The sequence below is a fragment of the Trinickia symbiotica genome, assembly GCF_002934455.1.
GTDB classification, from domain to species: domain Bacteria; phylum Pseudomonadota; class Gammaproteobacteria; order Burkholderiales; family Burkholderiaceae; genus Trinickia; species Trinickia symbiotica.
This window is the reverse complement of sequence record NZ_PTIR01000003.1, coordinates 271769-297413: the sequence shown is the minus strand read 5'-3', so window position 1 is coordinate 297413 and position 25645 is coordinate 271769. Positions and strand designations below refer to the sequence as shown.

The 25645-nt window shown below is 59.4% G+C and carries 19 protein-coding genes and 1 pseudogene; 12 read left to right on the top strand and 8 right to left on the bottom strand.

The window, feature by feature from the left end; translation table 11 throughout:
* Nucleotides 1-10 precede the first annotated feature (10 nt).
* The 4 genes from deoA to tsx form a co-directional block, all read right to left on the bottom strand.
* Complete coding sequence (gene deoA, locus B0G57_RS07530; RefSeq protein ID WP_102607041.1) at nucleotides 11-1333, bottom strand: thymidine phosphorylase; 1323 nt, start codon at nucleotides 1331-1333, stop codon at nucleotides 11-13.
* A gap of 15 nt (nucleotides 1334-1348) precedes the next feature.
* Nucleotides 1349-2146 (bottom strand): deoxyribose-phosphate aldolase, encoded by a 798-nt coding sequence (gene deoC, locus B0G57_RS07525; RefSeq protein ID WP_102607040.1) that lies wholly within the window; start codon nucleotides 2144-2146, stop codon nucleotides 1349-1351.
* A 139-nt stretch (nucleotides 2147-2285) separates the two neighbouring features.
* Nucleotides 2286-3566, bottom strand: a complete 1281-nt coding sequence (locus B0G57_RS07520; RefSeq protein WP_102607039.1) for a NupC/NupG family nucleoside CNT transporter — start codon at nucleotides 3564-3566, stop codon at nucleotides 2286-2288.
* A 26-nt stretch (nucleotides 3567-3592) separates the two neighbouring features.
* Nucleotides 3593-4534 (bottom strand): nucleoside-specific channel-forming protein Tsx, encoded by a 942-nt coding sequence (gene tsx / locus B0G57_RS07515; RefSeq protein WP_102607038.1) that lies wholly within the window; start codon nucleotides 4532-4534, stop codon nucleotides 3593-3595.
* Between the two features lie 652 nt (nucleotides 4535-5186).
* Between tsx and B0G57_RS07510 the strand changes: the two genes are divergently transcribed.
* Complete coding sequence (locus B0G57_RS07510; protein WP_102607037.1) at nucleotides 5187-5846, top strand: GntR family transcriptional regulator; 660 nt, start codon at nucleotides 5187-5189, stop codon at nucleotides 5844-5846.
* Between the two features lie 232 nt (nucleotides 5847-6078).
* On the opposite strand, the pseudogene B0G57_RS07505 reads toward B0G57_RS07510, so the two are convergent.
* A pseudogene (locus B0G57_RS07505) lies at nucleotides 6079-6383 on the bottom strand (ATP-binding cassette domain-containing protein); the annotation flags it as partial.
* 544 nt (nucleotides 6384-6927) lie between these two features.
* Here B0G57_RS07505 and B0G57_RS07500 point away from each other — a divergent pair.
* The 5 genes from B0G57_RS07500 (at nucleotide 6928) to B0G57_RS32105 (ending at nucleotide 13482) form a co-directional block, all read left to right on the top strand.
* Nucleotides 6928-8160, top strand: coding sequence for a diaminopropionate ammonia-lyase (locus B0G57_RS07500; protein WP_102607036.1), 1233 nt, complete (start codon nucleotides 6928-6930; stop codon nucleotides 8158-8160).
* A gap of 72 nt (nucleotides 8161-8232) precedes the next feature.
* Nucleotides 8233-9651 carry a M20 family metallopeptidase gene (locus B0G57_RS07495; protein ID WP_102607035.1) on the top strand — a complete coding sequence of 473 codons (1419 nt, stop codon included), beginning with the start codon at nucleotides 8233-8235 and terminating at the stop codon, nucleotides 9649-9651.
* A 463-nt stretch (nucleotides 9652-10114) separates the two neighbouring features.
* A complete protein-coding gene (locus tag B0G57_RS07490) occupies nucleotides 10115-11413 on the top strand; it encodes an amino acid permease (protein ID WP_223258643.1) in 1299 nt (432 codons plus the stop codon).
* 71 nt (nucleotides 11414-11484) lie between these two features.
* On the top strand, nucleotides 11485-13071 hold the full coding sequence (gene ggt / locus B0G57_RS07485; protein WP_102607034.1) for a gamma-glutamyltransferase: 1587 nt from the start codon (nucleotides 11485-11487) through the stop codon (nucleotides 13069-13071).
* A 240-nt stretch (nucleotides 13072-13311) separates the two neighbouring features.
* A complete protein-coding gene (locus B0G57_RS32105) occupies nucleotides 13312-13482 on the top strand; it encodes an FCD domain-containing protein (protein WP_146013355.1) in 171 nt (56 codons plus the stop codon).
* A gap of 117 nt (nucleotides 13483-13599) precedes the next feature.
* Here B0G57_RS32105 and B0G57_RS07475 read toward each other — a convergent pair whose 3' ends face one another.
* Entirely contained in the window at nucleotides 13600-14658 is a 1059-nt protein-coding gene (locus tag B0G57_RS07475; RefSeq protein ID WP_102607033.1) for a lactonase family protein, read from the bottom strand.
* Nucleotides 14659-14782: 124 nt separating this feature from the next.
* Here B0G57_RS07475 and acnA point away from each other — a divergent pair, with 124 nt between their 5' ends.
* Together acnA and B0G57_RS07465 are read left to right on the top strand one after the other, a co-directional pair.
* Entirely contained in the window at nucleotides 14783-17413 is a 2631-nt protein-coding gene (gene acnA, locus B0G57_RS07470) for an aconitate hydratase AcnA (protein ID WP_102607032.1), read from the top strand.
* Between the two features lie 15 nt (nucleotides 17414-17428).
* A complete protein-coding gene (locus B0G57_RS07465; protein WP_102607031.1) occupies nucleotides 17429-18163 on the top strand; it encodes a transporter substrate-binding domain-containing protein in 735 nt (244 codons plus the stop codon).
* Nucleotides 18164-18332: 169 nt separating this feature from the next.
* On the opposite strand, the gene dctA is transcribed toward B0G57_RS07465, so the two are convergent.
* Entirely contained in the window at nucleotides 18333-19673 is a 1341-nt protein-coding gene (gene dctA, locus B0G57_RS07460) for a C4-dicarboxylate transporter DctA (RefSeq protein WP_102607030.1), read from the bottom strand.
* A gap of 75 nt (nucleotides 19674-19748) precedes the next feature.
* Nucleotides 19749-20384 (bottom strand): aspartate/glutamate racemase family protein, encoded by a 636-nt coding sequence (locus tag B0G57_RS07455; protein WP_223258642.1) that lies wholly within the window; start codon nucleotides 20382-20384, stop codon nucleotides 19749-19751.
* A 116-nt stretch (nucleotides 20385-20500) separates the two neighbouring features.
* Here B0G57_RS07455 and B0G57_RS07450 point away from each other — a divergent pair, with 116 nt between their 5' ends.
* The 4 genes from B0G57_RS07450 (at nucleotide 20501) to B0G57_RS07435 (ending at nucleotide 25598) form a co-directional block, all read left to right on the top strand.
* Nucleotides 20501-21532, top strand: a complete 1032-nt coding sequence (locus B0G57_RS07450) for a GntR family transcriptional regulator (protein ID WP_199189624.1) — start codon at nucleotides 20501-20503, stop codon at nucleotides 21530-21532.
* Nucleotides 21533-21827: 295 nt separating this feature from the next.
* A complete protein-coding gene (locus B0G57_RS07445) occupies nucleotides 21828-22928 on the top strand; it encodes a porin (RefSeq protein ID WP_102607027.1) in 1101 nt (366 codons plus the stop codon).
* Between the two features lie 107 nt (nucleotides 22929-23035).
* Nucleotides 23036-24310, top strand: a complete 1275-nt coding sequence (locus B0G57_RS07440; protein ID WP_158256607.1) for an MFS transporter — start codon at nucleotides 23036-23038, stop codon at nucleotides 24308-24310.
* Nucleotides 24311-24527: 217 nt separating this feature from the next.
* Nucleotides 24528-25598, top strand: a complete 1071-nt coding sequence (locus B0G57_RS07435; protein ID WP_102607111.1) for an isocitrate/isopropylmalate dehydrogenase family protein — start codon at nucleotides 24528-24530, stop codon at nucleotides 25596-25598.
* The last annotated feature ends 47 nt before the right edge of the window (nucleotides 25599-25645 follow it).

The window sequence follows — 25645 nt, the reverse complement described above, 5'->3', positions numbered from 1 at the left end:
CCTCAAGCATCTATTGGCACATAACTCGATGAATGGTTGGCGGCTCCTGCTCACGTTCGTCGCCGAGCGTATACGCGCGCTGCAAGTCTGCAACGGCACGTGCCGCGGCAGCCTCATCGCGCGCATGGACGTAACCGAGCGGATATCCGGCCTCGACCATTTGCCCCAACTCTGCCACTCCCGAAACACCAACGGTGGGATCGATCACATCTTCCGCTCGCATGCGCCCGCCCCCCAAAGCGACCACAGCCATCCCAACGGCCCGGCAGTCGACACGTTGAACCCAACCGGTTCTCGGTGCGGGAACCGGTACTTTTACCGGCGCATCCGGAAGATGCCGATCGACGGCGTTAATGAAGTCTGTGGGACCACCGAGAGCGTTGACCATTTTTTCGAACCGCTCTGCAGCGGCACCGGAGTCAAGCGCGCGGTTCAGCATTGCGCTCGCAGCCGGCTCGTCAGGAGCGAGGCCGCTAACCTGGAGCATCTGAGATGCAAGCGTCATAGTGACGTCGTGCAGGCGCTTCGGGCGGGTTTTCCCGGTGAGATAGTCAATAGCGCATCGCACCTCGGTCGCGTTGCCGGCAACCGGCGCGAGAGGCTGGTTCATGTCGCTCAGGACCGCCGTCGTTTTCATTCCGGCGCCATTACCTACGTCGACGATGCTCGCTGCAAGTTCTACGGACTTTTCGAACGTAGGCATTACTGCACCGGAACCGACTTTCACGTCCATGACCAAACCTGTGAGGCCGGCCGAGAGCTTTTTCGACAAGATCGATGCGGTGATCAGCGAAATCGATTCGACGGTCGCCGTTACGTCACGTACCGAATAGATGCGCTGGTCCGCAGGCGCGAGTTGAAGAGTCTGGCCGATAATCGCGACACCAATTTCGCGCACGATACGTTGGAAAGTCTGGGTATCGGGGGTGATGTTGTATCCCGGAATCGATTGGAGTTTGTCGAGCGTCCCTCCAGTGTGACCAAGACCGCGACCAGAGATCATCGGTACGTAGCCGCCGCACGCAGCCACCATCGGTCCCAGCATCAGCGAGACCACGTCGCCGACGCCACCGGTCGAGTGCTTGTCGACGATCGGTCCGTTGAGATCGAACGAAGACCAATCGAGTACGGTACCGGAATCGCGCTGTGCCAACGTCAATGCTACCCGCTCGTTGACATTAAGTTCATTGAAGAACACCGTCATCGCGAAAGCCGCGATCTGTCCTTCCGAAATGCTTCCGTCGGTGATCCCTTGGATGAAAGCGGTGACGTCTTCCGGACTCACCGTCAGACCATCTCGCTTTTTCCGAATGAATTCTTGAGCAAGGAACATCTGATACTCCCTCCTTTAGTACACGTTGTTTTGAGTCGGCGCGTTGCCATGACCAAGAGTCGCCAGCAGGTTCGCGAGCAGACTTGAGGCGCCAAAGCGGAACCTTGCCGGCGTAACCCATGTCGGGCCGAGAATCCTCTCGGCAAGCTTGAGATAGGCCGCGGCTTCATCGGCGGTTCGCACGCCGCCTGCCGCCTTGAATCCAACGATCCGGCCCGATCCGCGGATCGCCCCGAGCATGATTTGTGCAGCCTCCAGGGTTGCATTCACAGGGACTTTGCCCGTCGAGGTCTTAAGGAAATCGGCGCCGCCCTCGATGCAAATCTCGCTCGCCAGCCGGATCAGTTGCGGATCCTTGAGTTCGCCCGATTCGATGATGACCTTCAGACACTTTCCGCCTGCCGCCGCACGGCTTTGGTCGATCAATTCGCGGCCAACTTGGGCATCTCCATCGATCAGCGCTCGGTAGGGAAAGACAACGTCGACCTCGTCTGCGCCCAAGGCCACCGCCTCAGCGATCTCCCGCGCGGCAACGCCCGGTACCGGATTACCTTGCGGAAAATTGATGACGGTTGCAATCGGCATCTTCAGACCGCGCGCGAGCAATGCCTTACGCGCGGTGCCGATGAAGCGTGGGTAAATGCATAGGGCTGCGGGCGTGCCCACGGGAGTATCTGCCGATGCGACCAGGGCCTCGATCCGCTCGTCGGTGTCGTCCGAGTTCAGCGACGTGAGGTCGATCAAATGCAACGCCTTGAGGGCCAATTCCGTCAATTCATTGCGTGCAGGAGCTTGGGCGAGTTCTGAGGTCATCCGGGTAAGGTCTACGTTCGATGTGGAGGGGAGACGTTAAAGAGCGAGCCGGGGGCACGAAAATCAACCTTCGTGACGGCAGCCAAATGACAATTGGACGCGGCACTCACGCGTCCAATTGGTGCAGACCGTTGTTTATTTACATTGCAGCGAGCGAGACGAAGAGGCCTGCAATGGTCGCGCTCATCAAATTCGACAAAGTGGCCGACGCGAGTGCTCGAAGCCCATATTTGGCGACGCGTCCCCGCACCTCTGGGTCAATCGCACCGAAGCTGCCGGTCAAAATTGCGATCGACGAAAAGTTGGCGAAGCCACAAAGAGCGAATGAGACAATCGTCAAAGTTTTCGGCGAGAGCACCTGGAGACCGCTTGCGATGACCTGCGTGGTGGCTTGTAGGTATGGCGCCAGGCCGGTGTAGGCGACGTACTCGTTCAAGATGAGCTTCACACCGATGAAGTTGCCGGCAATGGATGCGTCGTGCCACGGCACACCGATCAACCACGCAATGGGCGAAAAGATTATGCCGAGCAAGTACTGCAAGGTCACGTCGTGGAATCCGAAGTACCCCGTAATGCCCGATACCATGTTATTGAGCAGCGCGATCAGGCCGATGAAAGTAATCAACATCGCGGCCACGTACACTGCGATCTTCATTCCCACGGCTCCGCCCGCTGCAGCCGCTTCGATCACGTTGGCGGCCCGCTTTTCGTCGAACTCAAGAGAGTCGACCTCGATCTGATTCGGCTCGGTAACCGGACAGATGATTTTGCCGAAGAGAATGCCACCAGGCACGGCCATGAACGACGCCGCGATCAGGTATTCCATCTTTACTCCGAGCATGGCATAGCCTGCCAACGCAGCCCCCGCAACCGACGCCATGCCGCTACTCATGACCGCAAAGATTTGCGGTCCCGAGAGCTTCTTGATGAACGGCTTCACGAGCGCGGGGATTTCTTGTTGGCCGAGAAAGATGGTGGCAACCGCCGAGTAGGCTTCGATCGAGCTGATGCCCATGACCTTCGCGAGCAGGCTTCCAATGACCTTGATTATCCATTTCATCACGTGCAGGTAGTACAACACGGCGATCAGTGCCGTCACGAAAATGATCAGCGGCAGGACGCGGAGGGCGTAGGAAAAGCCGTCCCTGCCGAATACCTCGAACATTTTTGGACCGACCAGACCGCCAAACATGAACGCGATCCCGCTCTCGCCGTTCTGAAGTATGCTGCCCACGCCGCGCGCTATAGCGCCGAGCGCGTCGCGCCCGAGCGGGACGAACAGCGCGAATGCGCCGATCGCGAGCTGCAGCGCGAGCGCTGCTAGCACCGTACGAGGGTTGATTGCCCTGCGATTGTTGGAGATCGCGAAAGCGATCACGAGCAAAGCAACGATGCCGAATACACTGCGCAAAGCTTCCACAATGCGTCCTTCAAAGATGAGTGAGTTTAGAATCGGTATCCAACGTAGGCATACCAGCCCCAGCCCGTGGAGGCATTCGCGAACGGACCGTCGCCAAAGTCGAGTGTCTTGCCAGCCCACTGTCCACCGTTATGGAAGTAGCGGGCTGCGGTCCAGAAGCGCAGGTGTTTGAACTCGTAGTTCAGCACGTTCGTAGCGACAAAAGCGTTGTCGCTCCGAACGCCCTGTGTTTGCTCGGCGAGGCGTGAACCGAAGTCGTAGTTGAAGAAACCGAAATAAGACAGATTGCCTCCCCAGTAGGTCCCGAGGGGATAGCCGTATTTCATCTGGAAGCGGAATCCGTCGAAGGAGTTTGCGTTCGGCGCGCCGTAGTTTTCGAATTGCTGGCGTGCGTAGAAGTTCGCAGAGAGAAACATCTTTCCGGGTGCCGCCAGATCGGTGCCAAGACCTGCATATAGCGTGTTCTGCCGGCCAGCCGTGTTGTGACCTTGATCGTAAATCCAGTCAAAGGCGACGTACCATTCCTTCACCGGGCCGATAGCGAGGCTACGGCCGACAAGATGATCGATTGAGATGCGCGGTTCCTGCTCCGTGAAGAGGGGCGAGCCCTTGTTCGTGTAGCCACCGTCGTGCGAGTTGCCCACGCCGAAAGTGCGCGGAACATCAACGTAACCGTACAGATCAAACGGTCCCTTTCGGCCCCAGTACTCATACTCGGCATAGACATCATTAACCTTATATGGGCCGAAGCGGATGTCCTTCGAGCCGACCACGCCGATGCTCTGATGAATCCAGTCGGACAGGTAGGGACTGGCAGCGGGCGCACTTGTCGTAGGCTCTGCTCCCTCGTCAGCCCGGGTCGTGGACGGTATCCCCGTCAGTCCGGCGATGCAAATGGCGCTCGCTGACAAAGCGAGCTTCGTGCGGCGCGCGGCCATTCTTTTCGTGTAGGGAAAAACATTGTTCATCTGGTCCAAACCTTGTCTTCTGCGCCGCGCTTGAGCGGCTTATCTCCTCATACCGCGAATGTGGGCGGCGACGAACGCCGACCCATCGCGGCCGCATTGCCGTGCGTGTCATCTGACTTCACGGCGTGCCTGCTTCGGTCTCGCCGGGGCGCCCCGTGAATGCCGATCGCTGGCCGAAGCTGCGTCGCCACAGTGACGTTATTGCATTCACATGTCGATGCAACGTATCTAACATTACCCACATGTGTCGACAGAGTCCACTGATAAAAATACAACAAGAGGCATCAGTGAATTCTAACCGAGGGTCAGCGCGTCACGGCAAGGTCCTCGCCGGTCCCAAGAATTCGTAAGGTTCGCCGCGAAAAGGTCCCGAGTTCCTTGTCAGGCAAGGACGTTTCCTTACAGTCCCCAGGGGCATCAGCCTTCCAGCGCTCAATGTCAGGGCGTCACACGGATGTGCAGGAAGGAGAGGGGGTAGGTGAAAACCATGAAGTGAGATCGGGCAGCGAAAAGGTTGTCCAGGGGAGGCACCAGCTTTGGCCAAGTTATTCGCCATGAATCGTTGCGGCCGCATAGGTTTTGAGGCGTCCTCTCAAATCGTGCGACAATGAAGGCTGCCTAACCGCATACAGACTTGCGCTGAGAGAACACAATGACCCGCGCTGATGAAATCCTGACAACCTTGGAGGGCGAGATTCTGTCGGGGGCGCTGCCTCCTGGATCACGTCTGGAAGAGACTGAACTGTCGGAACGTTTTGACTGTTCGCGCACGCCCATTCGGGAAGCGCTGCGGCAACTCGCTTCAGAGGGGCTGATTACGATGAGGCCCCGCCAACCGGCAATGGTTGCCGCGCTGTCGGCTCGTAAGCTCCTCGAGATGTTTCAAGTGATGGCCGAGCTCGAAGGTTTGTGCGCCCGCCTCGCAGCACGGAGAGCTACGCGTGAGCAGATCGAACGGATGAGGGCGACGCAACTGGAGTTGAAACCAATCGTCCATTCCGACGAAATCGATAGGTTCTACGAGGTTAATCGACGCTTCCACGAGGTCATCTATGAAGCGAGCCAGAACGAGTTTCTGGCCGAACAGACTCGAAGCTTGCGCAACAGGGTCTCGACCTATCGCAAGCTCGTCACGCAGAAAACGCGTCGACGGATCGATACTATCGACGAACATGAGGAGGTCATTGCGGCGATAGAGCGCGGAGACGGAGACGCTGCGGACAAGGCCATGTCAGCGCACGTGAATTTGCTTGGCGAGCAGATGCTTGACTTCATCGCACTCTTCCCGGAGGAAGCGGGAGCCAACGTGTAATGTGTCACCTTGCTAGGTGCGTTCATCAAACATTGGATAGGCGGCGCATCTTCTCGACGCTGTGTCGGTGTTTGACTTAACTGATGATGCGCCTGTCGATCCGCCGCTCGCGCGGGCGAGCGGGCAGAAAATCGCGCGCTTGGCGCTGGTGCAACGCGCGGTTGCCCGAAGGGCATATCCAGGTGTTCGCAATCACCCGTCTCGGCCGGAAAACACCATCCCCTTGTTGTTCGTACAGTATCTGGCCGAGGGGAGCTTCTGAAGTCGCCCCGAACGGGGAGAGCCGAACATCGCAGCGGGGTTCCCCGATTCAACGACTTGCCCTTTATCCATGAATACGACGCGGTCAGCGACCTGTCGTGCGAATTCCATTTCATGCGTGACGCGCAGCATCGTCATTCCGTCCCGGGCGAGAGCGATCATCGTGTCTAGTACTTCCTTAACCATCTCTGGATCCAAAGCAGACGTCGGCTCGTCAAAAAGCATGACCTTGTACTTCATGTACAGTGCCCGAGCAATGGCGACGCGTTGCTGCTGGACTCACGGGGCAGGGTCCACGTCGTAAAACGTGCCGCGATATCGACTTCGCCAGGCTGCGGCGCCGTAAAGCGCGTCAGGCTCGTGAGCGACACGAATCGGACCTTGTCGGGCACACCGAATATGGCAGCGGAGACTGCACGACACAGATCGGCGCCAAGTCCCTCCATACAGCCTTCGCGTCCAGCAGACTGAATCCTGCACGGTCGCCCGCGACGCCGCAGATGAGTTACCCGCGAGCCTTGATGGCGTTAAGGGTATTCCTAGTCGCGGCGGCACCCGCCGTTGCGGGCTGGGCAGGCTCTGCCTGGGCCGCATTCCTCGAAATCCCGATAGCGGTGGCCGCTGCGAAGGCCGCGACCTTCAGCATCACTCGTTTAGTCTGGTTATGCGAACGACTTTCGATAACGGCGATAAAGTCGAGACAAAGTTGCATCGAGGGCCGCGAATATGGTCAAAAAGTCAGGGGGGGCGGCCGTAACATTTCTCCACCTGAGCGGTATTGTCGTCTCATTTACCCAATAACCTGTTTCTCGGAGTTCCCATGTTTGTCGCCAACCGTCGCGCGGTCCGGTCGTCCTATCCCGTCGAACTGAAAGAGATTCTATCCGTCGAGAAGGCGGAAGAAAGCCGGCGGTGGATTTCCGCATGGGACGGTATTGCTGAAGGTGCAACGCCGCTGTACAGCCTTCCTGGCATCGCGCGCAGGCTGGGCGTGGCCGAAGTCCTCGTCAAGGACGAGTCGGTTCGCTCGGAACTCGGCAGCTTCAAGGCCCTCGGTGCGCCGATCGCACTGGTCCGATTGATTCTTCGCCTTTTTCCCGATGCGGGAATGGATCCAGTGTCGATGTTCAAAGGCGCATACAAGGATCGCCTTCGCGACTTTACGGTGATCAGCGCGACCGACGGCAATCATGGAAAAGGGCTCGCGGCAGCAGCTCGAAGCATCGGCTGCAAGTGCGTGATCGTCCTTCACGCCAATGTCAGCGTCGAGCGCGAGGAAGCTATTGCCGCATATGGTGCAGAGATCGTGCGTATCACCGGCAACTACGACGAGTCTGTGGAAGAGGCTGCACGTCTGGCGAAGGTCAATGGCTGGCAGGTCGTCTCGGACACCTCCTATGAAGGGTACGAGGCCATTCCGCGCGACGTGATGCAGGGATACGGCACTGTGGCAGCCGAAATTGTTGAGGCATACGGCGGCAAGGGCGATGGCAAATCGCCTTTCACGCATGTCTTCCTCCAAGGTGGCGTTGGCGGTCTCGCCGCAGGCATTTTGAGCTACCTCTGGGAGGTGTTCGGTGAGAACCGCCCAACCGTAGTGGTCGTCGAACCCAAGCAGGCCGACTGTCTGTATCAGAGCGCCATCACTGGTGAGGCTGCGAAAGCCACCGGTTCCGTTGACTCGGTAATGGCGGGCCTGGCTTGCGGAGAGACGTCGCCTCTCGCATGGCGTTTTCTTGTGAAGGGCGCTGACTACTTCATGACGATTTCGGATGACGACGCGGTCGCCGCGATGAAGGTGCTGGCAAGCGGTGACGTAAAGGATATCCCGGTGATCTCTGGAGAATCAGGCGCCGCGGGCCTTGCCGGCCTAGAGGTACTCGATGCAAACGCCGATGCCTGGAAAGCGGTCGGTCTCAACAGCAATTCGTGCGTTTTGCTGATCAGTACGGAAGGGGCGACGGCGCCGCAGGTCTATAAGGATCTGGTCGGTGAGAGCGCCGAAGACATATTGAAGCGTCAACGCGCTTGGCCGAATCCGAAGGCGGCTTGATCAGGGAAAAGCGCTCCTCGTGCGCGCAAGGCATACAGGGAGCGAAGGATTAACGAGCAAGGGAGAATCACAATGACCAAACAGATTGGCAATCGCGAATCAGCAATCGCCGCGGCAGTAGCAACTTACGATTCGGGAAAGTTTCTGTCGGACCTTGACCGTCGCGTGGCATTTCGCACGGAAAGTCAGGAGGCGCAGCAGGCTTCCGCGCTTCACGCCTACCTCAATGAAGAGATGGTACCGACGCTCGAACGGCTCGGGTTCACAACCAGACTGGTAAGTAATCCCGCCGGTATCGACGCGCCGGTGCTGCTTGCCACCCGTCACGAGGGCGACGATCTGCCGACGGTCGTGACCTATGGGCATGGTGACGTTGTCCGAGGCTACGACAACCAATGGAACAAGGGGCTCGAGCCGTGGAAGATCGTCGTTGACGGTAATCGCTGGTATGGGCGTGGCATTGCGGATAACAAGGGCCAGCATTCGGTCAACCTTGCGGCGCTAGAGGCAGTCATTGAAGCACGCGGGGGCAACCTCGGCTATAACGTCAAGATCATCTTCGAAACCGGCGAGGAAATCGATTCTCCGGGCCTGAATCAGCTCTGTGCAAATGAGAAGGAATATCTGAAGGGCGATCTGTTCCTTGCGTCCGATGGCCCCCGTGTCTCGGCCGAGCGGCCGACGATTTTCCTTGGTTCGCGCGGGGAATTGAATTTCGACCTCGAGGTGAATCTGCGTGATGGCGGGCATCACTCGGGCAACTGGGGCGGCGTCCTTCGCAACCCCGCGGTCGTTCTCGCTCATGCCATCGGCACCTTGGTCGACCGGGACGGCAGAATTCTTGTCGAAGGGCTGCTTCCGCCGCCGATTCAGCCAGCGGTCCGAGAGGCGCTCGCCGATATTGAGCTGGGCACGGATGCCAACGCACCGGAGATTGATCCCACCTGGGGCCAGCCAGGTCTGTCCTCCGCAGAGCGTGTGCTCGGCTGGAACGCACTCGAAGTCCTCGCTTTCAAGGCCGGGAATCCGGACGCGGTGGTCAACGCAGTGCCTCCGACTGCACGCGCTCACTGCCAGCTGCGTTTTGTTGTCGGCACGGACTGGCAGAACACCGAGAAGTACCTCGAGGAGCATCTCGCCTGCCACGGCTACAAGGACCTGGTCAAGGTGATCGTTAAACCTGCCGTCCCAGCTACACGGCTCGACCTTGACGACCCGTGGGTCGACTGGGCGCTGAAGTCGATCTCTCAGTCCACGGGCAAGAAGCCTGCATTGATTCCAAACCTGGGCGGCACGGTGCCCAACGTTATCTTTGCGGAGACGCTTGGGCTGCCGACGGTGTGGGTGCCTCACTCCTATCCGGCCTGCTCGCAACATGCCCCGAACGAGCACTTCCTCGGCTCTGTCGCGCGCGAGTCGCTGGCGGTCATGGCAGGCCTCTGGTGGGACCTGGGCCAGGACGGCAGCAAGATTGTCGAAAGTAAAAGGTAAGGAGTAGTCGTGCTCTTCGTAGCCGGGGTTCTCGCGGACACCCGGCTTTTTTTTGCCGACTGACCCACCGCAGAGCCGGGCATTTTGAGTAGCCCGCGGGACAGTTGGCCGTGCACAGGAAGCGATGCAACAAAGATTCGGATACCGCATGTAGATCGCGAAACGATCTCTTTTGCGAGCCCAAAATCGCGCGGATATTGCACCCATGCTGTTTAGTATTGAACCAGTAGATCCCAATTCAACATAAAGATGTCTGTCGCGATACCGGTCATCGTGTCGATGATCCGGTTTCGGAAAGCGATCAAGCGCAAGTGAGACGCTGCCAGGTGACGGCAGACAAACAGTCCAAAACGGAGACATACCCACCTCTATTTCAACCAATACCGCCTCGTGCGCGGGGCGGGCACTTGATCAATAAAGCTCTTGCGGATCTGACCGTCGAGCGCAGGACTTGGAGTGAGACATGGAAATCATAAGCAACAGCGCAGCAGTCGCGCCGGAGAGCTCAGGCTGGAGCCGGCACGACACGATGTGGGTTTTGGGCATCTACGGATGCGCGGTGGGAGGAGGCTCGTTATTCTGGCCGATCAGTCTGGGCTTGCACGGATTCTGGCCGATGGTCATTCTGTCCCTGTTGGCGTTTCCGATTACATATTTCCCGTACCTCGCACTCTCGCGCTATGTGCTTGCCGGTTCGAGTCGTGATGGGCGAGAAGGGAACGTACTCGATACGACTATCGAATTTCTCGGGCCGAATTGGGGAAAATTTCTCACGACGACCTACTTCGCCACCGTGTTTCCCGGGATGATGATTTACACCATCACCATCACGAACACGATCCTCGATTTTTCGCGGACACAGTTGCACTACAACGGGCTTTCCCGTTGGGCCGTCGCGCCGATCTGCGTGGCTGCGTTGATGCTGATCGTGCGTTACGGTACGAACGTGGTTGTCCGGGCGATGGGTTTCATCGTCGCGCCGTTCATCGTCTCGATCATCATTTTCGGTTTCATGGCCGCGCCGCACTGGAATTCTGCCATGATGGCAACGGCGACGAACTTCGGTGGCGTGAGCGCGCTGGCATTGAACGTATGGAAAGGCCTGCCGCTCTGCGTGTTCGCCTTTAGCTTTACCTCAATCACATCGAGTTTCGTCGTCGCGCAGAAGAAGTACTACGGCCCGCGAGCCGTACGCAAAGTCCCGCAGATCCTGTTGGTGGCAACCCTGCTGGCCGTCTCTACGATGCTGTTCTTCTCGTGGAGCTGCATCTTTGCGCTGTCCCCTGCAGAGCTCTCACAGGTGAAAGCCAGTAATCTGACCGTGCTCTCGTTCCTTGCGCGAAAGTTCGATACTCCGGCCATCTCTATCGCATCACAACTCATCGTCTTCACGGCGGTCATCAAGTCCTTTCTGGCGCATTACCTTGCCACGGAAGAGAGTGCTCGAACGTTCGGTCGAACCCTCTTCGGGCTGTCCGAAAGGACGCTGCATAGCGCGAGTTTCTCCCGCCTGATCGTCGGCCTCGTTTTCCTGATCACGACGACCTCCGCGATTTTCAATCTGGATGTCGTGGACCTGATTACGGTTGCCCTGGTGCCTGTTAGCGTGTTCATCGTCTATTTCCTGCCGTTGTATGCGTTCACGAAGATCGACGCGCTCAAGAAATTTGGCGGTCGCCCGAGCAACCTGCTCGTGTTCGCTGTCGGCGTCGTCTGCCTTGTGAGCGGTGTGATCGCGGTCATCGGAAAGTTTTGGCACTGAGATCCGGTGACGTTCGCAGGCTCGGAGCGGCCTGGCGCCGCTCCTCATCAAATTTGACTGGAACAATAGCAATGCGTGATTTTCAAGTACCCGGCAGATCGGTGGCTGTCGGTCATTCAGGGATGGTTGCGACCTCCAACCCCGCAGCCGCACTTGTCGGCCTTGATGTACTTCGCTCGGGCGGCAACGCGATTGACGCGGCCGTTGCGATCGCCGCGATGCTCGCCGTGGTCGAGCCGACCCAAACCGGTATCGGGGGCGATTGCTTCGTGCTGCTAAAGAGGCCGGGGCATGCGCCCGTAGCGCTCGATGGTGCTGGCTGGGCGCCGAAGGCCGTCAATGTTGAACGGTTGCGTGAGACGGGGAAAACGGCAATCAATCCGGCTTCTGCCGATGCGGTGACGGTCCCTGGCGCGCTCTCAGCCTGGGAAAGGCTTGCTGCCGAGTTCGGCGCGTTACCATTCGATACGCTGCTGGCGCCGGCTATCAAGGCGGCCGAAGATGGGTATGCGGTGACCGAACGCCTGGCGAGGGACTGGGGGCGGCAAACGGCCAAGATGTCGGCTACGCCTGAGGCGGCGGAACTTTTCCTCAACCGGGGCGCTGCCCCGGCTGCGGGTGCTCGGCAGACGAACAAGGCCCTTGCCGAAACGCTCCGCGAGATTTCCAGGAAAGGCGCCGCGGCTTTCTACCGCGGATGGATCGCCGAGGATATCGTGGGATTCTTGCGGCGGCTGGGCGGCAGTCACACGATGGAAGACTTTGCCGAATTCAAGGCCGAGTATGTTCAGCCTGTCTCCTGCGACTATCGGGGCCATCGTCTTTGGGAATGTCCGCCTAGCGGTCAGGGCATTATCGCTCTGCAGATCGCAGGAATGCTCGAAACGTTCGATGTTGCCCGGTTTGCTCCACTGAGCGCGGAGCGATTCCACCTGCAGGGCGAAATATCGCGGATTGCCTATACCCAACGCGACGCATATCTGTGCGACCCGTCTTCGTCCGAGTTTGATTGGGACCGGTTGACATCATCGTCCCACGTGCGGGAACTGGCATCGAAGGTCTCGATGCAAAAGCGTCTTGCCGACCTCACGCCTTTCGGTGCGCCCGAGCATCGGGATACGGTCTACGTAACTGTAGTCGACAAGGATGGCATCGTCGTCTCGCTCATCAACTCGATCTTCGACGACTTTGGCAGCGGACTGGTAGCACCGCGCTCGGGTGTGCTTCTTCACAACCGCGGATGTGGTTTTGTGCTGGAGCAAGGACATCCGAATGAACTGGCGGGTCGCAAGCGGCCTCTGCATACAATCATTCCCGCATTGATCACCAAGGACGATGAAGCCGTGATGTCCTTTGGGGTGACCGGGGGGCATTTCCAGCCTGCGGGCCAGCTGCAGGTATTGTCGAATGCGCTCGACTACGGAATGTCGGTTCAAGAGGCGATCGATCATCCGAGAATGTTCGCGCGTGGTAACTCGTTCGAAGTGGAGCGCACGGTGCCGCAGCAGGTGGTAACGGCACTACGCGAACTTGGTCACCCTGTCGTCACTGCGGAGAACCCGCTCGGGACCTGCCACGCCATCTGGATTGACCGGGCAGCCGGTGCATTGTTCGGCGGTACCGATCCCCGTCGTGACGGACTGGCGATCGGTTACTGAAGACGTCTGCACAATCCTCGGCGCGCGCCCACGCGCCGACAGCTCGCATACAGAGAAACTCCACTGATCGCGTTGCTCCCATAGCGTCGCAAGCGTCCGTAAGCATTCCTGGCGAAGGTTGTCGTGTACGAAGGCGCAACAGAAGTAGGCTTGACGAGTTGCGAGGGAAGGGGCGTGGCACGACCAGAGCGCCGTCAGGTAAGCCTCGATCCCGAGCAACGAAATCGTTGAACGGAGGGGATCGTTTGCGCTTGCCGGGGAGGCTCACGATCGTCGCTGGTTCGTGCCGAGCTCGAAGGTCTGTGCGCCCGCCTCGCAGCACGGAGAGCTACGCCTGAGCAGACCGAACGGATTAGGGCGACGCAACTGGAGTTGAAACCGGGCAGCCAACGTGTAATGTTCACACTGTGAGGTGCGTTCCGATGTGCCTGCCGGGCCGCCGCTCGCGCCAGCGAGCGGGCAGAAGATCGGACGCTTGGCGCTGGCGCATCGCGCGGTTGCCTGAAGGGCATATCCGGGCATTCGCAATCACCCGTCTCGGCCCGAAAACACCATGCACACAGGACTGCCGCAATTAGTCGTGCATCCGGTGTATGCGAGGCGGCCTGTCGTGTCGTCAATCGCAAAGGCAACGATGCTGTCGCTGTCTTCGTTGAGCGCATACATCACGCGGCCGTCGGGCGTGCTCGTTATATAGCGCGGCGTGTGTCCCCGCGTCGATTCCGCATCGACGAAGCTCAGACGACCGGATGCTTGGTCGATCGCGAAAATCGCAATGCTGTCGTGCCCGCGATTCGACGCATATACGTAACGCCCGTTTCTCGCGACCTCTATCTCCGACGCGCGGCTATTGCCCGTATAGGTATCGGGAAGCGTCGACAATATCTGCAACGGGATAAGTGCGCCGCTGTCTGCTGCGTATCGGTAACTGGTAACCGTGGAATCCAGTTCGTTGACGCAGTACATATATGCGTTTTGGGGATGAAAGGCGACATGTCGCGGGCCGGCCGTTTCGCGCGTGACGATAAACGCGTGTTCCGTCGGCGTGAGCTTTCCACCCTCGAACCGAAAAACGAAGATACGGTCCAGTCCCTTGTCCGGCACCACGACGAAGCGACCCGTGGGGTCGAGCAGATTGAAGTGCGGTTTGGCTTGCGTCTGCTCAATTCGATGCGGACCGATCGGCCCTTCGAGTGGCAAGAGTTGCGAGACAGCCTCGAGTGAGCCGTCCGGCGCGATCGGCAGCACGGCGAGGCTGGCTCCGATGTGATTGGACACGATCACGTATTTCCCGGTCGGGTCAATTGCCAGATGCACAGGGTTTTTACCCCGCGTGCTCTGGGTGTTCATCGACGTCAGCTTTCCAGAATGCGGATCGATCGCAAATGAGGTGATGTCCGCCATGTCACCGTGCACCGCGTAAAGCCTGCGCCCGTCGACGCTCCGTGCGAGGAAGGACGGGTTGATCAGATCGGTGACGAGTTGAACGAGTTCGAGTGCGCTGTCGGGATGCACTCGATAGACGCTAATCCCTTCGCCTCGTGCGCTGCGCTCGACGGTCGTACGTGAGCCCACGTATGCAAACATTCCTGGCTTCCTCTTGCGATCGAACTGCGGCAGATTGCACGGTTCCATGCGATCGCGATCTGCACGCCCCTCGCGGGTTTATCCGGCATTGTATTTCATTGACAAAAAATACAAAATATAGCCCATGGAAAACACCTACGCTCCTTCGCCGGCCGTGCTGGTCGTGAACGGCAAGTCGTATCGCTTCGTCGATCTGCCCGCCATGTTCGGACAAGGCCTATTCCGGCTGCCTGTCGTGCTGCGGCTGCTGCTCGAGAACGTCGTGCGCAATACCGCGGGCGACGAACGCCGGCGAGCGGTCGAGGCCATCTTAAGGTGGTGCGACAGTGGCAGCAGCGAATATGAGATCGCGTTTCAACCGGGGCGTGTCCTCATGCATGACACGACGAGCACGCCGGCCCTCGTGGATATCGCTGCCATGCGCGATTCGCTGGCCGAGGCGGGAGCCGATCCGGCGGTGCTCAATCCGGTCATGCCTGTTGACTCATCGGTCGATCATTCGCTTGCAGTGGAGTACTTCGCGCAGCCTGACGCTGCACGCGGCAATCTTCAACTGGAGTTTCGGCGAAACGGCGAACGATATCGGTTCCTGCGCTGGGCATCGAAGGCCTTGAACGGCGTGCGTATTCATCCGCCCGGTACCGGCATCATGCATACGATCAACCTCGAGCAGCTCGCCACCGTGGTCACTACAGAGGAGCGCGCAGGTGAGATATGGGCGGTCCCCGACATGATGATCGGCACGGACAGCCATACACCCATGATCAACGGCATTGGCGTGCTGGGATGGGGCGTCGGTGGGCTCGAGGCTCAAACGGTAATGTTCGGCATGCCGGTCATGCAACGCATTCCGGATGTGATCGGCGTGAAGCTCACGGGCGCGGTTCGCCCCGGCGTGCTCGCCACGGATGTTGCGTTGACCGTTACTAAGCGACTGCGCGATATCGGCGTCTCGGGTGAGTTTGTCGAATTTTACGGCCCTGGCGTTTCGACGCTCACGGCCGGACAACGCGCCGTGGTCGCCAACATGGCGCCGGAATACGGCGCGTCGACGGCGTTTTTCCCTGTCGACGCGAATACCGTCGAATACCTGCGGGACACTGGCCGCAGCGTCGAGAATATCGAGCTGGTCGAGGCGCTTTGCACCCGTGCTGGCTTATGGTTCGATCCTCAGGCCGAGCCCATCTATACGCGCGTGATCGAGATCGACTTGGATGCAGTCGGCATGCATGTGGCGGGTCCGCGTCGGCCTCAGGATCTTTTGAGCTATGCGCACACAGGCAGGGCGCTCGAGCAATTCCCTTGCTATTCGCACGCGGCTCTCCATGGCGTGCCGCCTCATCCAGTTGCCATTGCTGCCATCACGAGCTGCACGAACACCACCGATCCCGCACTCTTGATTGCCGCTGGATTGATTGCAAGCAAGGCGCGGCGCCTGGGGCTGAGAGTGCCACGATGGGTAAAGACCTCACTGGCCCCCGGTTCTCCTGCCGCGGGTGCCTATCTCCGGCGAGCCGGACTCTTGTCGGAACTCGCCGCAGTCGGGTTCGACATCGTCGGCTATGGCTGTACCACGTGCATCGGAAACTCCGGCCCTTTGACAGACGTGATTGAGGAGGGGATTTCGGCCAGCGCCATCCGGCCGGTGGCCATCCTGTCGGGGAACCGGAATTTTCCGGGGCGCGTTCACCCTGACCTGGATCTTGCCTTCATCATGTCTCCGCCTCTGGTGGTGGCGTTCGCGTTGGCCGGCGATGCGGCGTTGGATCTGAGCCATGATGCGTTGCAGATGGCGCCGGACGGAAGGGCGGTCCGGCTGTCCGATCTTTGGCCGACGAAAGAAGAGGTGGACGCGGCCCTTCGTCTCGCGGCCGAACCAAGCGATTATCGAAAGTCATTCGCTGTAGCGGCCGACAACCCGGCATGGCGCGAGCTGGATTCGCCGGATAGCGCACGCTATCCGTGGAACCCCGATTCGACGATATTGCGGCGTCCTCCGTTTGCCTCGCTGGATGAAGCGGGGCAGCTTGGCAGCTACCGCGCGTATCCGTTGCTGGTGGTGGGGGACGACGTCACGACCGATCATATTTCACCGGCAAGCGCTATTCCAAAAGACAGTTTTGTTGCCGATTTCTTGGTGGAATGCGGCGACGATCGCGATGACTTGAATGTGTTCGCTTCCCGACGCGGCAATTGGGAGGTAATGGTGCGCGGAGCGTTCTACAACAAGACGCTCGTGAATCTCCTGAAGCCCGACGCCCCTGTAGCCCACACGCTTCACATTCCAAGCGGGGAAGTGATGCCGATTTTCGAAGCGGCGCAACGCTACCGAGAGGCTGGGCACTCGGTCGTGCTCGTCGCGGGCGAGCGGTACGGAATGGGCTCATCGAGGGACTGGGCGGCTAAGGGGCAGCGCCTGCTTGGGGTACGGGCCGTGCTCGCTGTCAGCTTCGAACGCATTCACCGATCCAACCTGATCGGCATGGGCATCCTGCCGTTACGCCTGCCCGCTGGCGTCAGTCCTTCAACACTGCACATCGCTCCTGGCGACATGATCGAGGTCGATGTAGAGCCGGACGCACTGTTTCCTAGATGCTCGGTCGGCGTGAAGATCGCTCGCGCGAATGGTCGCGGTGACACGATAACGGCGATAGCCGCCGTCGAGACGTCGCTCGAAGTCGATTTGTTGCGCGCAGGCGGCGTAATTCCACTTATTCTCCAAAAGGCGATCGCCGGCACGCTGGCGCACCGGTGACGCGACGACTCTTCTATGAATATCGACCCATCTATCATTCGTGCGTTTGCTCCGACCGGAAGATTGCGTGCGTCCATCAATCTCGGCAACCCGGTTCTTGCAAGCCGGCAATCGGCCGACGCCCCGCCGACCGGCATATCTGTCGATCTTGCACACGAACTTGCCCGACGGCTGCAACTCGAGCTCGAATTCGCGATATTCGAAACGGCGAGAAAGTCCGTAGAGGCAGTGACCGAGGGGCGGGCCGACATTGGTTTTTTTGCGATCGACCCGGTTCGCGGCGCCGGGATCGCGTTCACGGCGCCGTATATCCTGATCGAGGGCCGCTACCTCGTTCGTCAGGAATCGCCAATCACGCGCAATGATCAGGTTGACGTTGCGTCGAATCGCATCGCAGTGGGGCAGGGGACTGCCTATGATCTGTTCCTGACCCGCGAAATTCAAGCTGCAAAGCTGGTACGCGCGGCGTCGTCACAAGTTGTGGTCAAGACGTTTCTCGATAACGGACTCGAGGTCGCGGCCGGCGTGAAGCAGGTGCTCGAAATCGAGGCGCGCAATGTTGCCGGTCTGCGCTTGCTGGATGAGCCGTTCATGGTGATTCAACAGGCGATGGGCATCCCCAAGGACCGGGGTTCGGTCGCAGCACGCTTCCTTGGAGACTTCATCGAAGAAATGAAGGCGAGCGGTTTTATAGGCGAAGCTATGACCCGCCATGGCGTTGCTGGCGCCTCCGTTGCGCCGCCTGCCTGACCAAGTCTCACAACTGGAGAGCGAAGAGGAGAGCGTGATGGTCATCGAGATGGCTCACATCTAGATCTTGCCGGGCAAAGCGGCAGAGTTCGAAGCGGGTCGCGCGCAGAGGCCCGTGAAACACGCGCCCCACTCCCCATGTTTCGCGGACGCGCATGTGATCACGACCTCACGCTGGGGGGCGGCTCTCGCGGGCAGTGGCGAGGCCGGATGTCGAGGTTTCCGCGTCGGAATCGACCGCACCTTGGGCCCGGTGAAACAGTGCGTCACGCATCTTCTGTGGATCGAACGCCTTTTCCCATTTCGCGACAACGACGGCGGCGACAGCGTTACCGATAATCGACGTGATCGCCCGTGCCTCGCCCATGAATCGATCGATACCGACCAAAAGCGCGATCGCGCTCAGAGGAAGCACATGGACTGCGGAAAGCGTTGCGGCGAGCGCGACGAATCCCCCTCCAGGTACGCCACTCATACCCTTCGATGTAACGAGCCCCATCGAGAGTATCACCAACTCCTGACCTAGCGTCAGATGGGTATTCGTCGCCTGGGCGATGAAGATCACGGCCATGGTCAGGTAGATGCAGACGCCGTCGAGATTGAATGCATAGCCTGTTGGTACGACGAGACCGACAACGGACTTTTCGCAGCCCATCCGCTCGAGCTTGTCGAGGAGCCGGGGCAGCGCGGGCTCCGCGCTCGCCGTGCCTAGGGTGATGAGAATTTCGGTCTTGAGGTAGGCAATGAATCGAAATAGGTTGACGCCGCAAAGCTTGAGGACGAAGCCGAGCACGAGCAGCACGAACAATAGGCACGTTGCATAGAACGCCATCATCAGCTGACCCAGCGCGAGCAGGCTCGACACGCCGTACTTGCCGACAGTGAAGGCAATTGCGCCAAACGCACCGATCGGCGCGAATTTCATGACGAACGTCACGACGCCGAACATCGTATAGAGAAACTCGTCTACGATTTTGATCAGCGTGGCGGCGCGTGGCTCGGCGTGGGCGAGGGCAAGGCCAAATAGGACGGCGATGAAGACGACCGGAAGGATGTCGCCATGCACGAATGCACCCACGAAGCTTTCGGGGATGATGTGCATGAAGAAATCCTTGAGCGACAATTCCTGCGCGACCTTCGCGTAGCCGGCGACCGACGCCAGATTGAGTGTAGCCGGATCGACGTTCATCCCTTTGCCAGGCGCCAGCAAATGCGCGACTGTGAGACCGATGGCGAGCGCGCCCGTGGTGACAACCTCGAAGTAGATGAGCGCCTTGAGGCCGACGCGCCCGACTGCCTTGATGTCACCCATCTTGGCGATTCCGGTCACCACGGTGGCGAATACGATGGGCGCCACCAGCATCTTGACGAGTTTGATGAAGGCATCGCCAAGCGTTTTCATGTCGGTGCCGAGCGCAGGCTCGGCCGCTCCAAATGCAATGCCCAGTACCACGCCGATCAGAACCTGGACGTAGAGCGGCTTGATGGCCTTGCCGATCGAAAATCGCACAATGTGTCTCCTGATGATGCAGCGTGCCCGCAAACGAAGGTATGGCGATCTTTTTGTCGCCAATCGTTGGAATGACTAACGGGAAAGGAGCGCTTTCAGCTTCTTCACCGCGCTGTCTGTCGTGGTCAGTGTCGGACGTCGAGACGCCGCCTCGGCTGCCGCATGCGCGCTCGTCATCGAGAATTGGGCGAAGCAGACCACGTCATGGTCAGACAGACGGGCACACGCCTCCGCTATCAGCCGGTCATGGGTGGACTTGTCGCCGGATTGCAGGGCTGGCCACGCGCCCTCGACGAAACAGGACGTGACCTGAAGGTCCGTTTTGTTTCCCGCGGCGAAGTCGTGGAACTCCCGAGCAATTGGGGCGAGCGCGGGCTGGAACGTCGCAACAAGCGCGATCTTGCGCCCCAATCCGAGGGCTTCTTCGATCATCGCTTCATTGGGCTTGAGGATAGGCACGTCGATCCCACGTCGGGCTGATTCGATGGCCGGGCCGAAGGCCGAGCACGTGAACAAAACCCCGGCGGCGCCGGTACGCAGGGAATAACCGACGAGCGCCGAGAAACGCGAAGTCATTGCGTCGACGTTGCCATCTGCGCGCTTCAGGTTCGCCGCGAGCGAATCGTCCAGGAGGTTGTACACCGTCGCATCGGGCCACCAACGCGTAAAGCTTTCAGTGATCGGCTGAATGGCAAGTGGTGTGGCATGCACGAGGCTGATTCGAGGGGCGCGAGTCATAGGTTGCGGCTCAAATTGTATTTAAGCGCAATATAGTACAGTTTGACGAAGAGGCCTGTTCGGGAAGACCCGTACCGGACTCCATGCAGTTGGCGAACGAAGTGCCGGCGCCGAATGCACCCAGTGTCCTATCTTTCATCACGCAACAATTTGTGGTATCAACAGGCATCACCAGATCGTTGACTATGAAAACTGAGACAACCGGGGCGCTGGCCGACCAGGTCGCGGCCAAGATCATCGACATTGCACGGACGCGTTCACTGCCGGCAGGGGAACATCTGCGCGAGGAAGCGTTGGCTGCCGAGCTCGGCCTTTCCCGATCGCCGATCCGGCGCGGATTGGCGTTGCTTGCCGAGCACGGACTCGTGGTGAAGGAACCCAACCGCGGGATCTTTCTGGCCGTCGATGCGCATGGCATCGACATCGCCAAGTTGCCGTTCGGTGTCGACCCGCTCGAGGATCTCTATCTTCGGGTCGCCGATGACTGCCTCAGCGGAGAGATCGCGGAGGAGTTTTACGAGGCCGAACTGCTTCGGCGCTTCGATGTGCCGCGCGGCCAGCTGCTCAAGGTGCTCACCCGCCTCGCCAACGAGGGCATGATTTCCCGCAAGCCCGGCCAGGGGTGGCGCATCAATCCTTTTCTGCACGACCGCGAGGCGCATATCCAAAGCTACCGGTTCCGCATGGCGATCGAGCCCGCCGCCTTGCTGGAGCCGACCTTTCGTATCGACAAAGCTGCATTCGCGAAAGCCCGGAAGATTCAGACCGAAATGCTCGAAGGCGACATCTTCAAGCTGCCTCGTTCGATGCTGTTCAAGAACGGCTCGGAGTTTCACGAAATGCTCGTGCGCTGCTCCGGCAACCGCTTTTTCATCGAGGCTCTCGAACGTCAAAACCAGCTTCGTCGGTTCATGGAGTACAAGGCCGCGACGGACCGGACCCGACTCATCCGTCAATGCAAGGAACATCTCGAGATGCTCGACCTGATCGAGAGCGGCGGCCGCGAACACGCGGCTGCGTTCATGCGCAAGCATCTCGATGTGGTCAGCAAGATCAAGGCGCAGGCCGAAGAAAAAGAAGAACAGCAGGCGGCGCGCATCGTACCCGAGGCGCACCTCTGATTTGACTTGTCCCTGTGCATCGGGGCAAAGGTCGATGTTCCACGCGCGCCGTCCGGCGCGAATGCCGATACCGTCCGAGTCCGCCCACAGGTCGGGTTTACGTGGGTGCAAAGGCAGATGTCATTTGCATTACATTGTATCCCGATGCGATGTAGTACATATGACGGGTATGTGACCCCTAAACGCTTGCCGCGCAGAAGGCGTCGCGAGGGCCTGCATCGTTCGGGCGTTCGCACGCCATAAATTGTACGTAGTTGCTACGTAGAACAAAATAGAGGACACAGGAGATTTGGAGATGCGGCACTTGCTGATCGGTTTGGGCGCAACCGCGGGATGTCTGTTTGCGAATGGCGCATACGCACAAAGCAGCGTCACGCTGTACGGCATCATCGATATCGGGATTCAGCGCGCCAGTAACGTCGGGGGACACGCTCAGACGCAGGAAACGAGTGGCATGTTCAACGGCAATCGCTTTGGTCTTCGTGGCAATGAGGACCTGGGCGGCGGTTGGCAAGCCGTGTTTCAGCTCGAGAACGGTTTCAACGGAAACAACGGTACGTTCGGGCAAGGAACGAATGCGTCGGGGACAACTGCCGCCGTCACGCGCATCTTCGGCCGCATGGCGTGGGTCGGCGTCAAATCGCCGTGGGCGACGCTGAGCATGGGGCGTCAGTACGATTTCATGTACGACTTTGCCTCCATCGCGGTCTCCAACTACGTGGGATCGTTCATGCACCGTCCCGGCACCGCGAACGCACTGCTCGGCAACAATGGCAGCACGACGGACTTCGATCGCATCGGCGGGGCGCGCGTCGACAATTCGGCAAAACTCACCAGTGCACCGCTTGCCGGCTTCACACTGGGCGCGTTGTACGGTTTCGGAGGTCAGGCCGGTGCGTTTTCCAACGGGAGCACGGAAAGCTTCGGATTGAAGTACGAGAACGGCGGACTGCTCGCGAACGCCGTTTGGACGAATCTCAAGGAAGCCAACTCTCTCAGCAGCTATCGGACGTATGGCGCGGGCGCGCGCTACCAGTTCGGGCCGGTGCGCGTGTCGACCATGTACACGAACGCCCGATGGACTGCGACCGGCGATCGAGTCGATACGATCGAGTTCGGCGCTCAATACCTGATCACGCCCGCGTTTTCGGTTGCAGCCGGGTACTTCTATTCGAAGCCGAACAACGAAAAAAAGAACGTGATCATGCAGGGCACGCGCAATCAGGTTGGCTTCACGACGCTCTATGCGCTCTCGAAGGCGACGAACGTCTACGCGACGGTCGACTACCAGCGCGCGAAGCACGGCTATTCGGCACAGATCTACACCCTTTCTCCCTCGGACGCCAAAACCAATCATCAAACGATGGTGGGCGTCGGCTTGCAGCACTTCTTTTAATCCGCGGCCGGGACAGGGCATAAAACAAAACACTGGAGGCTAGGCTTATGAAATCCGTAATTCACGCCCGAACAATGGCGAAAGTTTCGAGACGCTTGATTCCCTTCATGATCGTGATGTTCCTGATCAACTTTCTCGATCGGGTCAACATCGGATTTGCCGCGCTCGAGATGAACAAGGATCTCGGCCTGTCTCCGAGCACATATGGATTCGCGGCCGGGATTCTCTTCGTGGGATACGTCGCGTTCGAAGTGCCGAGCAATCTGATTCTGCAACGAGTCGGCGCACGCGTCTGGCTTGCACGCATCATGATCACCTGGGGCGTCTTGGCTACGCTCATGGCGTTTGTATTCAATGAGGCTTCGCTGTTCACGCTGCGTGCGCTCATCGGGGTAGCGGAGGCGGGCTTCTTCCCAGGGCTGGTCTTCTACATGATGCGCTGGTTCCCGGCCGAGGAGCGAGCGAAGGCGCTTACCGTGTTCATGTTGGGCAATCCCATTTCCGTGATCATCGGTGGTCCGCTTTCGACGGCGATCCTTCATTTCGCTCACCATTTCGGTGGATTGGCCGGTTGGCAGTGGCTCTTCATCATCGAGGGCGTTCCGGCGATCATCATTGGCGCGATCACCCTCGTCTGGCTGACGGAGAGGCCGGAAGACGCCAAATGGCTAGAGCCCGACGAACGTGAATGGCTGATCGCCAGGACCAACGAGGAGGCACGGGCGAAAGAGAGCCGCGGCCATGGCCCCGCGCGTGTACGCGACGTTTTCGTGCATGGGAAGACCCTTGCTTTTGCCTTTTGCAAGTTCTGCGTGCTACTGGCCTTTTTCGGCATCACATTGTGGCTGCCGCAAATCGTGAAAAGCCTCGGCAATCTCACCACGTTCGAAGTCGGCGTGGCCTCCGCAATTCCCTACGTGTTCTCAGCTATCGCGAGCGTGCTGATCGGCCGTCACTCGGACAAGACAGGTGAACGGAAGTGGCATATTGCGCTGCCGGCGTTCTTGGGCGCAGTGGGCTTCGTCGTGGCGAGCCTCGCGGCTAACCCCTGGAGCGCAATGATCGCGCTATGCGTGGCCGCTACCGGCCTCTGGGTGTCCAACACCATTTTCTGGACGCTGCCGGCGAGCATGCTCGCCGGTACGACTGCTGCGGCAGGCATCGCATTTATCAACGCCTTTGGCAATCTTGGCGGCTTCGTGGGCCCCTATCTGACAGGATGGATTCGGCAGGCAACCCATTCATACGTGTGGGCGCTCGTCATGCTGGGTGGGTTCCTTGCCCTGAGCGGCATCATCGTGTTGATCGTCGGCCGATCGGAAACGACCTCGGACAGTCGCGAGAATCCTGCGTCGCGGCAACCTGCTGTCGATAAATGGTAAGGCTGATAGGTCAGGCCAAGCGGGCTCGCCAGCGTGGTACCGGGTGCGCCAGCGTACGGATGCGCTCATTGGACCGCTGGACGCAGCGATGCGCCGTTCTCGTCTCGGTCGAATTTTGGTGCTTGCTGGACACGAACTCGCATTGTACTAACATTTAATGAAGTACAATTACTGGCGACTTTTTGGCGCACAGGGCGCCACTTTATGGAGATTTGCGATGCGTATCTTGGTGTTGCCGTGTGACGGCATTGGCCCCGAAATTACGGCTGCTTCGATGGCGGTGCTGCAGGCGGCAGACAAGAAGTTCGGCCTGAAGCTCTCATTCGACTACGACGACGTCGGCTTCGTGAGCCTCGACAAATATGGCACGACGCTGCGCGATGAAGTCCTGGAGAAGGCCAAGAGCTATGACGGGATCATCCTTGGTACCCAGTCGCATGCAGATTACCCCGCGCCGGAAAAAGGCGGACGCAACGTGTCGGCTGGGTTTCGCATCGGGCTCGACCTGTATGCCAATGTCCGGCCTGCGCGCACGCGCCCCTTTCTGACGTCCAACATGCGCGAGGGCAAGACGATGGACCTCGTGATCATGCGTGAGGCGACGGAAGGCTTCTATCCGGATCGCAACATGACGAAAGGGTGGGCGGAGCTGATGCCGAGCCCGGATATGGCCATCTCGCTGCGCAAGATCACACGGCATTGCAGCGAGCGCATTGCCCGTCGTGCGTTCGAGCTGGCAATGAAGCGCAAGAAGAAGGTTACCGCGATTCACAAGGCGAACAGCTTCCACATGACGGACGGACTGTTTCTCGAATGCGTGCGCGACGTGGCGAAGGACTTCCCGGAGGTGCAGCTCGACGATCTGCTCGTCGACGCTTCGACGGCACATCTCGTTCGCTCGCCGGAGCGTTTCGACGTGCTGGTGGCGACCAACTTCTATGGCGACATCATCAGCGATCTAGCGAGCGAGCTATCGGGCAGCCTCGGGCTCGCCGGCTCGATGATGGCAAGCGATACCCACTGCTGTGCGCAGGCCCAGCATGGTTCGGCACCCGATATCGCCGGTCAGGACAAGGCCAATCCCGTTTCGATGATCCTGTCGGTGGCCATGCTGATCCAATGGATGGGGGAACACCATGGCAATCCGAGCTACATCGAGGCGGGCAAGGCGATGGAAGTGGCTGTCGACAAGGTGCTCGAGAACCCGGCCACGCGTACGCCGGATCTCGGCGGCACGTTCGGCTGCAAGGCCTTCGGTAGGGAAGTCGCGCGCGTGCTGGCTGGTTGACGGATCGACGCGCGGGCACATGACGCACCCGCGCGTCGCCCACGGAT

Bases quoted from the DNA above. Each gene is read 5' to 3' on its own strand.
- deoA (WP_102607041.1), bottom strand. From the start codon at position 1,333: ATGTTCCTTGCTCAAGAATTCATTCGGAAAAAGCGAGATGGTCTGACG.
- deoC (WP_102607040.1), bottom strand. From the start codon at position 2,146: ATGACCTCAGAACTCGCCCAAGCTCCTGCACGCAATGAATTGACGGAA.
- tsx (WP_102607038.1), bottom strand. From the start codon at position 4,534: ATGAACAATGTTTTTCCCTACACGAAAAGAATGGCCGCGCGCCGCACG.
- B0G57_RS07510 (WP_102607037.1), top strand. From the start codon at position 5,187: ATGACCCGCGCTGATGAAATCCTGACAACCTTGGAGGGCGAGATTCTG.
- B0G57_RS07500 (WP_102607036.1), top strand. From the start codon at position 6,928: ATGTTTGTCGCCAACCGTCGCGCGGTCCGGTCGTCCTATCCCGTCGAA.
- B0G57_RS07495 (WP_102607035.1), top strand. From the start codon at position 8,233: ATGACCAAACAGATTGGCAATCGCGAATCAGCAATCGCCGCGGCAGTA.
- B0G57_RS07490 (WP_223258643.1), top strand. From the start codon at position 10,115: ATGGAAATCATAAGCAACAGCGCAGCAGTCGCGCCGGAGAGCTCAGGC.
- ggt (WP_102607034.1), top strand. From the start codon at position 11,485: ATGCGTGATTTTCAAGTACCCGGCAGATCGGTGGCTGTCGGTCATTCA.
- B0G57_RS07475 (WP_102607033.1), bottom strand. From the start codon at position 14,658: ATGTTTGCATACGTGGGCTCACGTACGACCGTCGAGCGCAGCGCACGA.
- acnA (WP_102607032.1), top strand. From the start codon at position 14,783: ATGGAAAACACCTACGCTCCTTCGCCGGCCGTGCTGGTCGTGAACGGC.
- B0G57_RS07465 (WP_102607031.1), top strand. From the start codon at position 17,429: ATGAATATCGACCCATCTATCATTCGTGCGTTTGCTCCGACCGGAAGA.
- B0G57_RS07445 (WP_102607027.1), top strand. From the start codon at position 21,828: ATGCGGCACTTGCTGATCGGTTTGGGCGCAACCGCGGGATGTCTGTTT.
- B0G57_RS07440 (WP_158256607.1), top strand. From the start codon at position 23,036: ATGATCGTGATGTTCCTGATCAACTTTCTCGATCGGGTCAACATCGGA.
- B0G57_RS07435 (WP_102607111.1), top strand. From the start codon at position 24,528: ATGCGTATCTTGGTGTTGCCGTGTGACGGCATTGGCCCCGAAATTACG.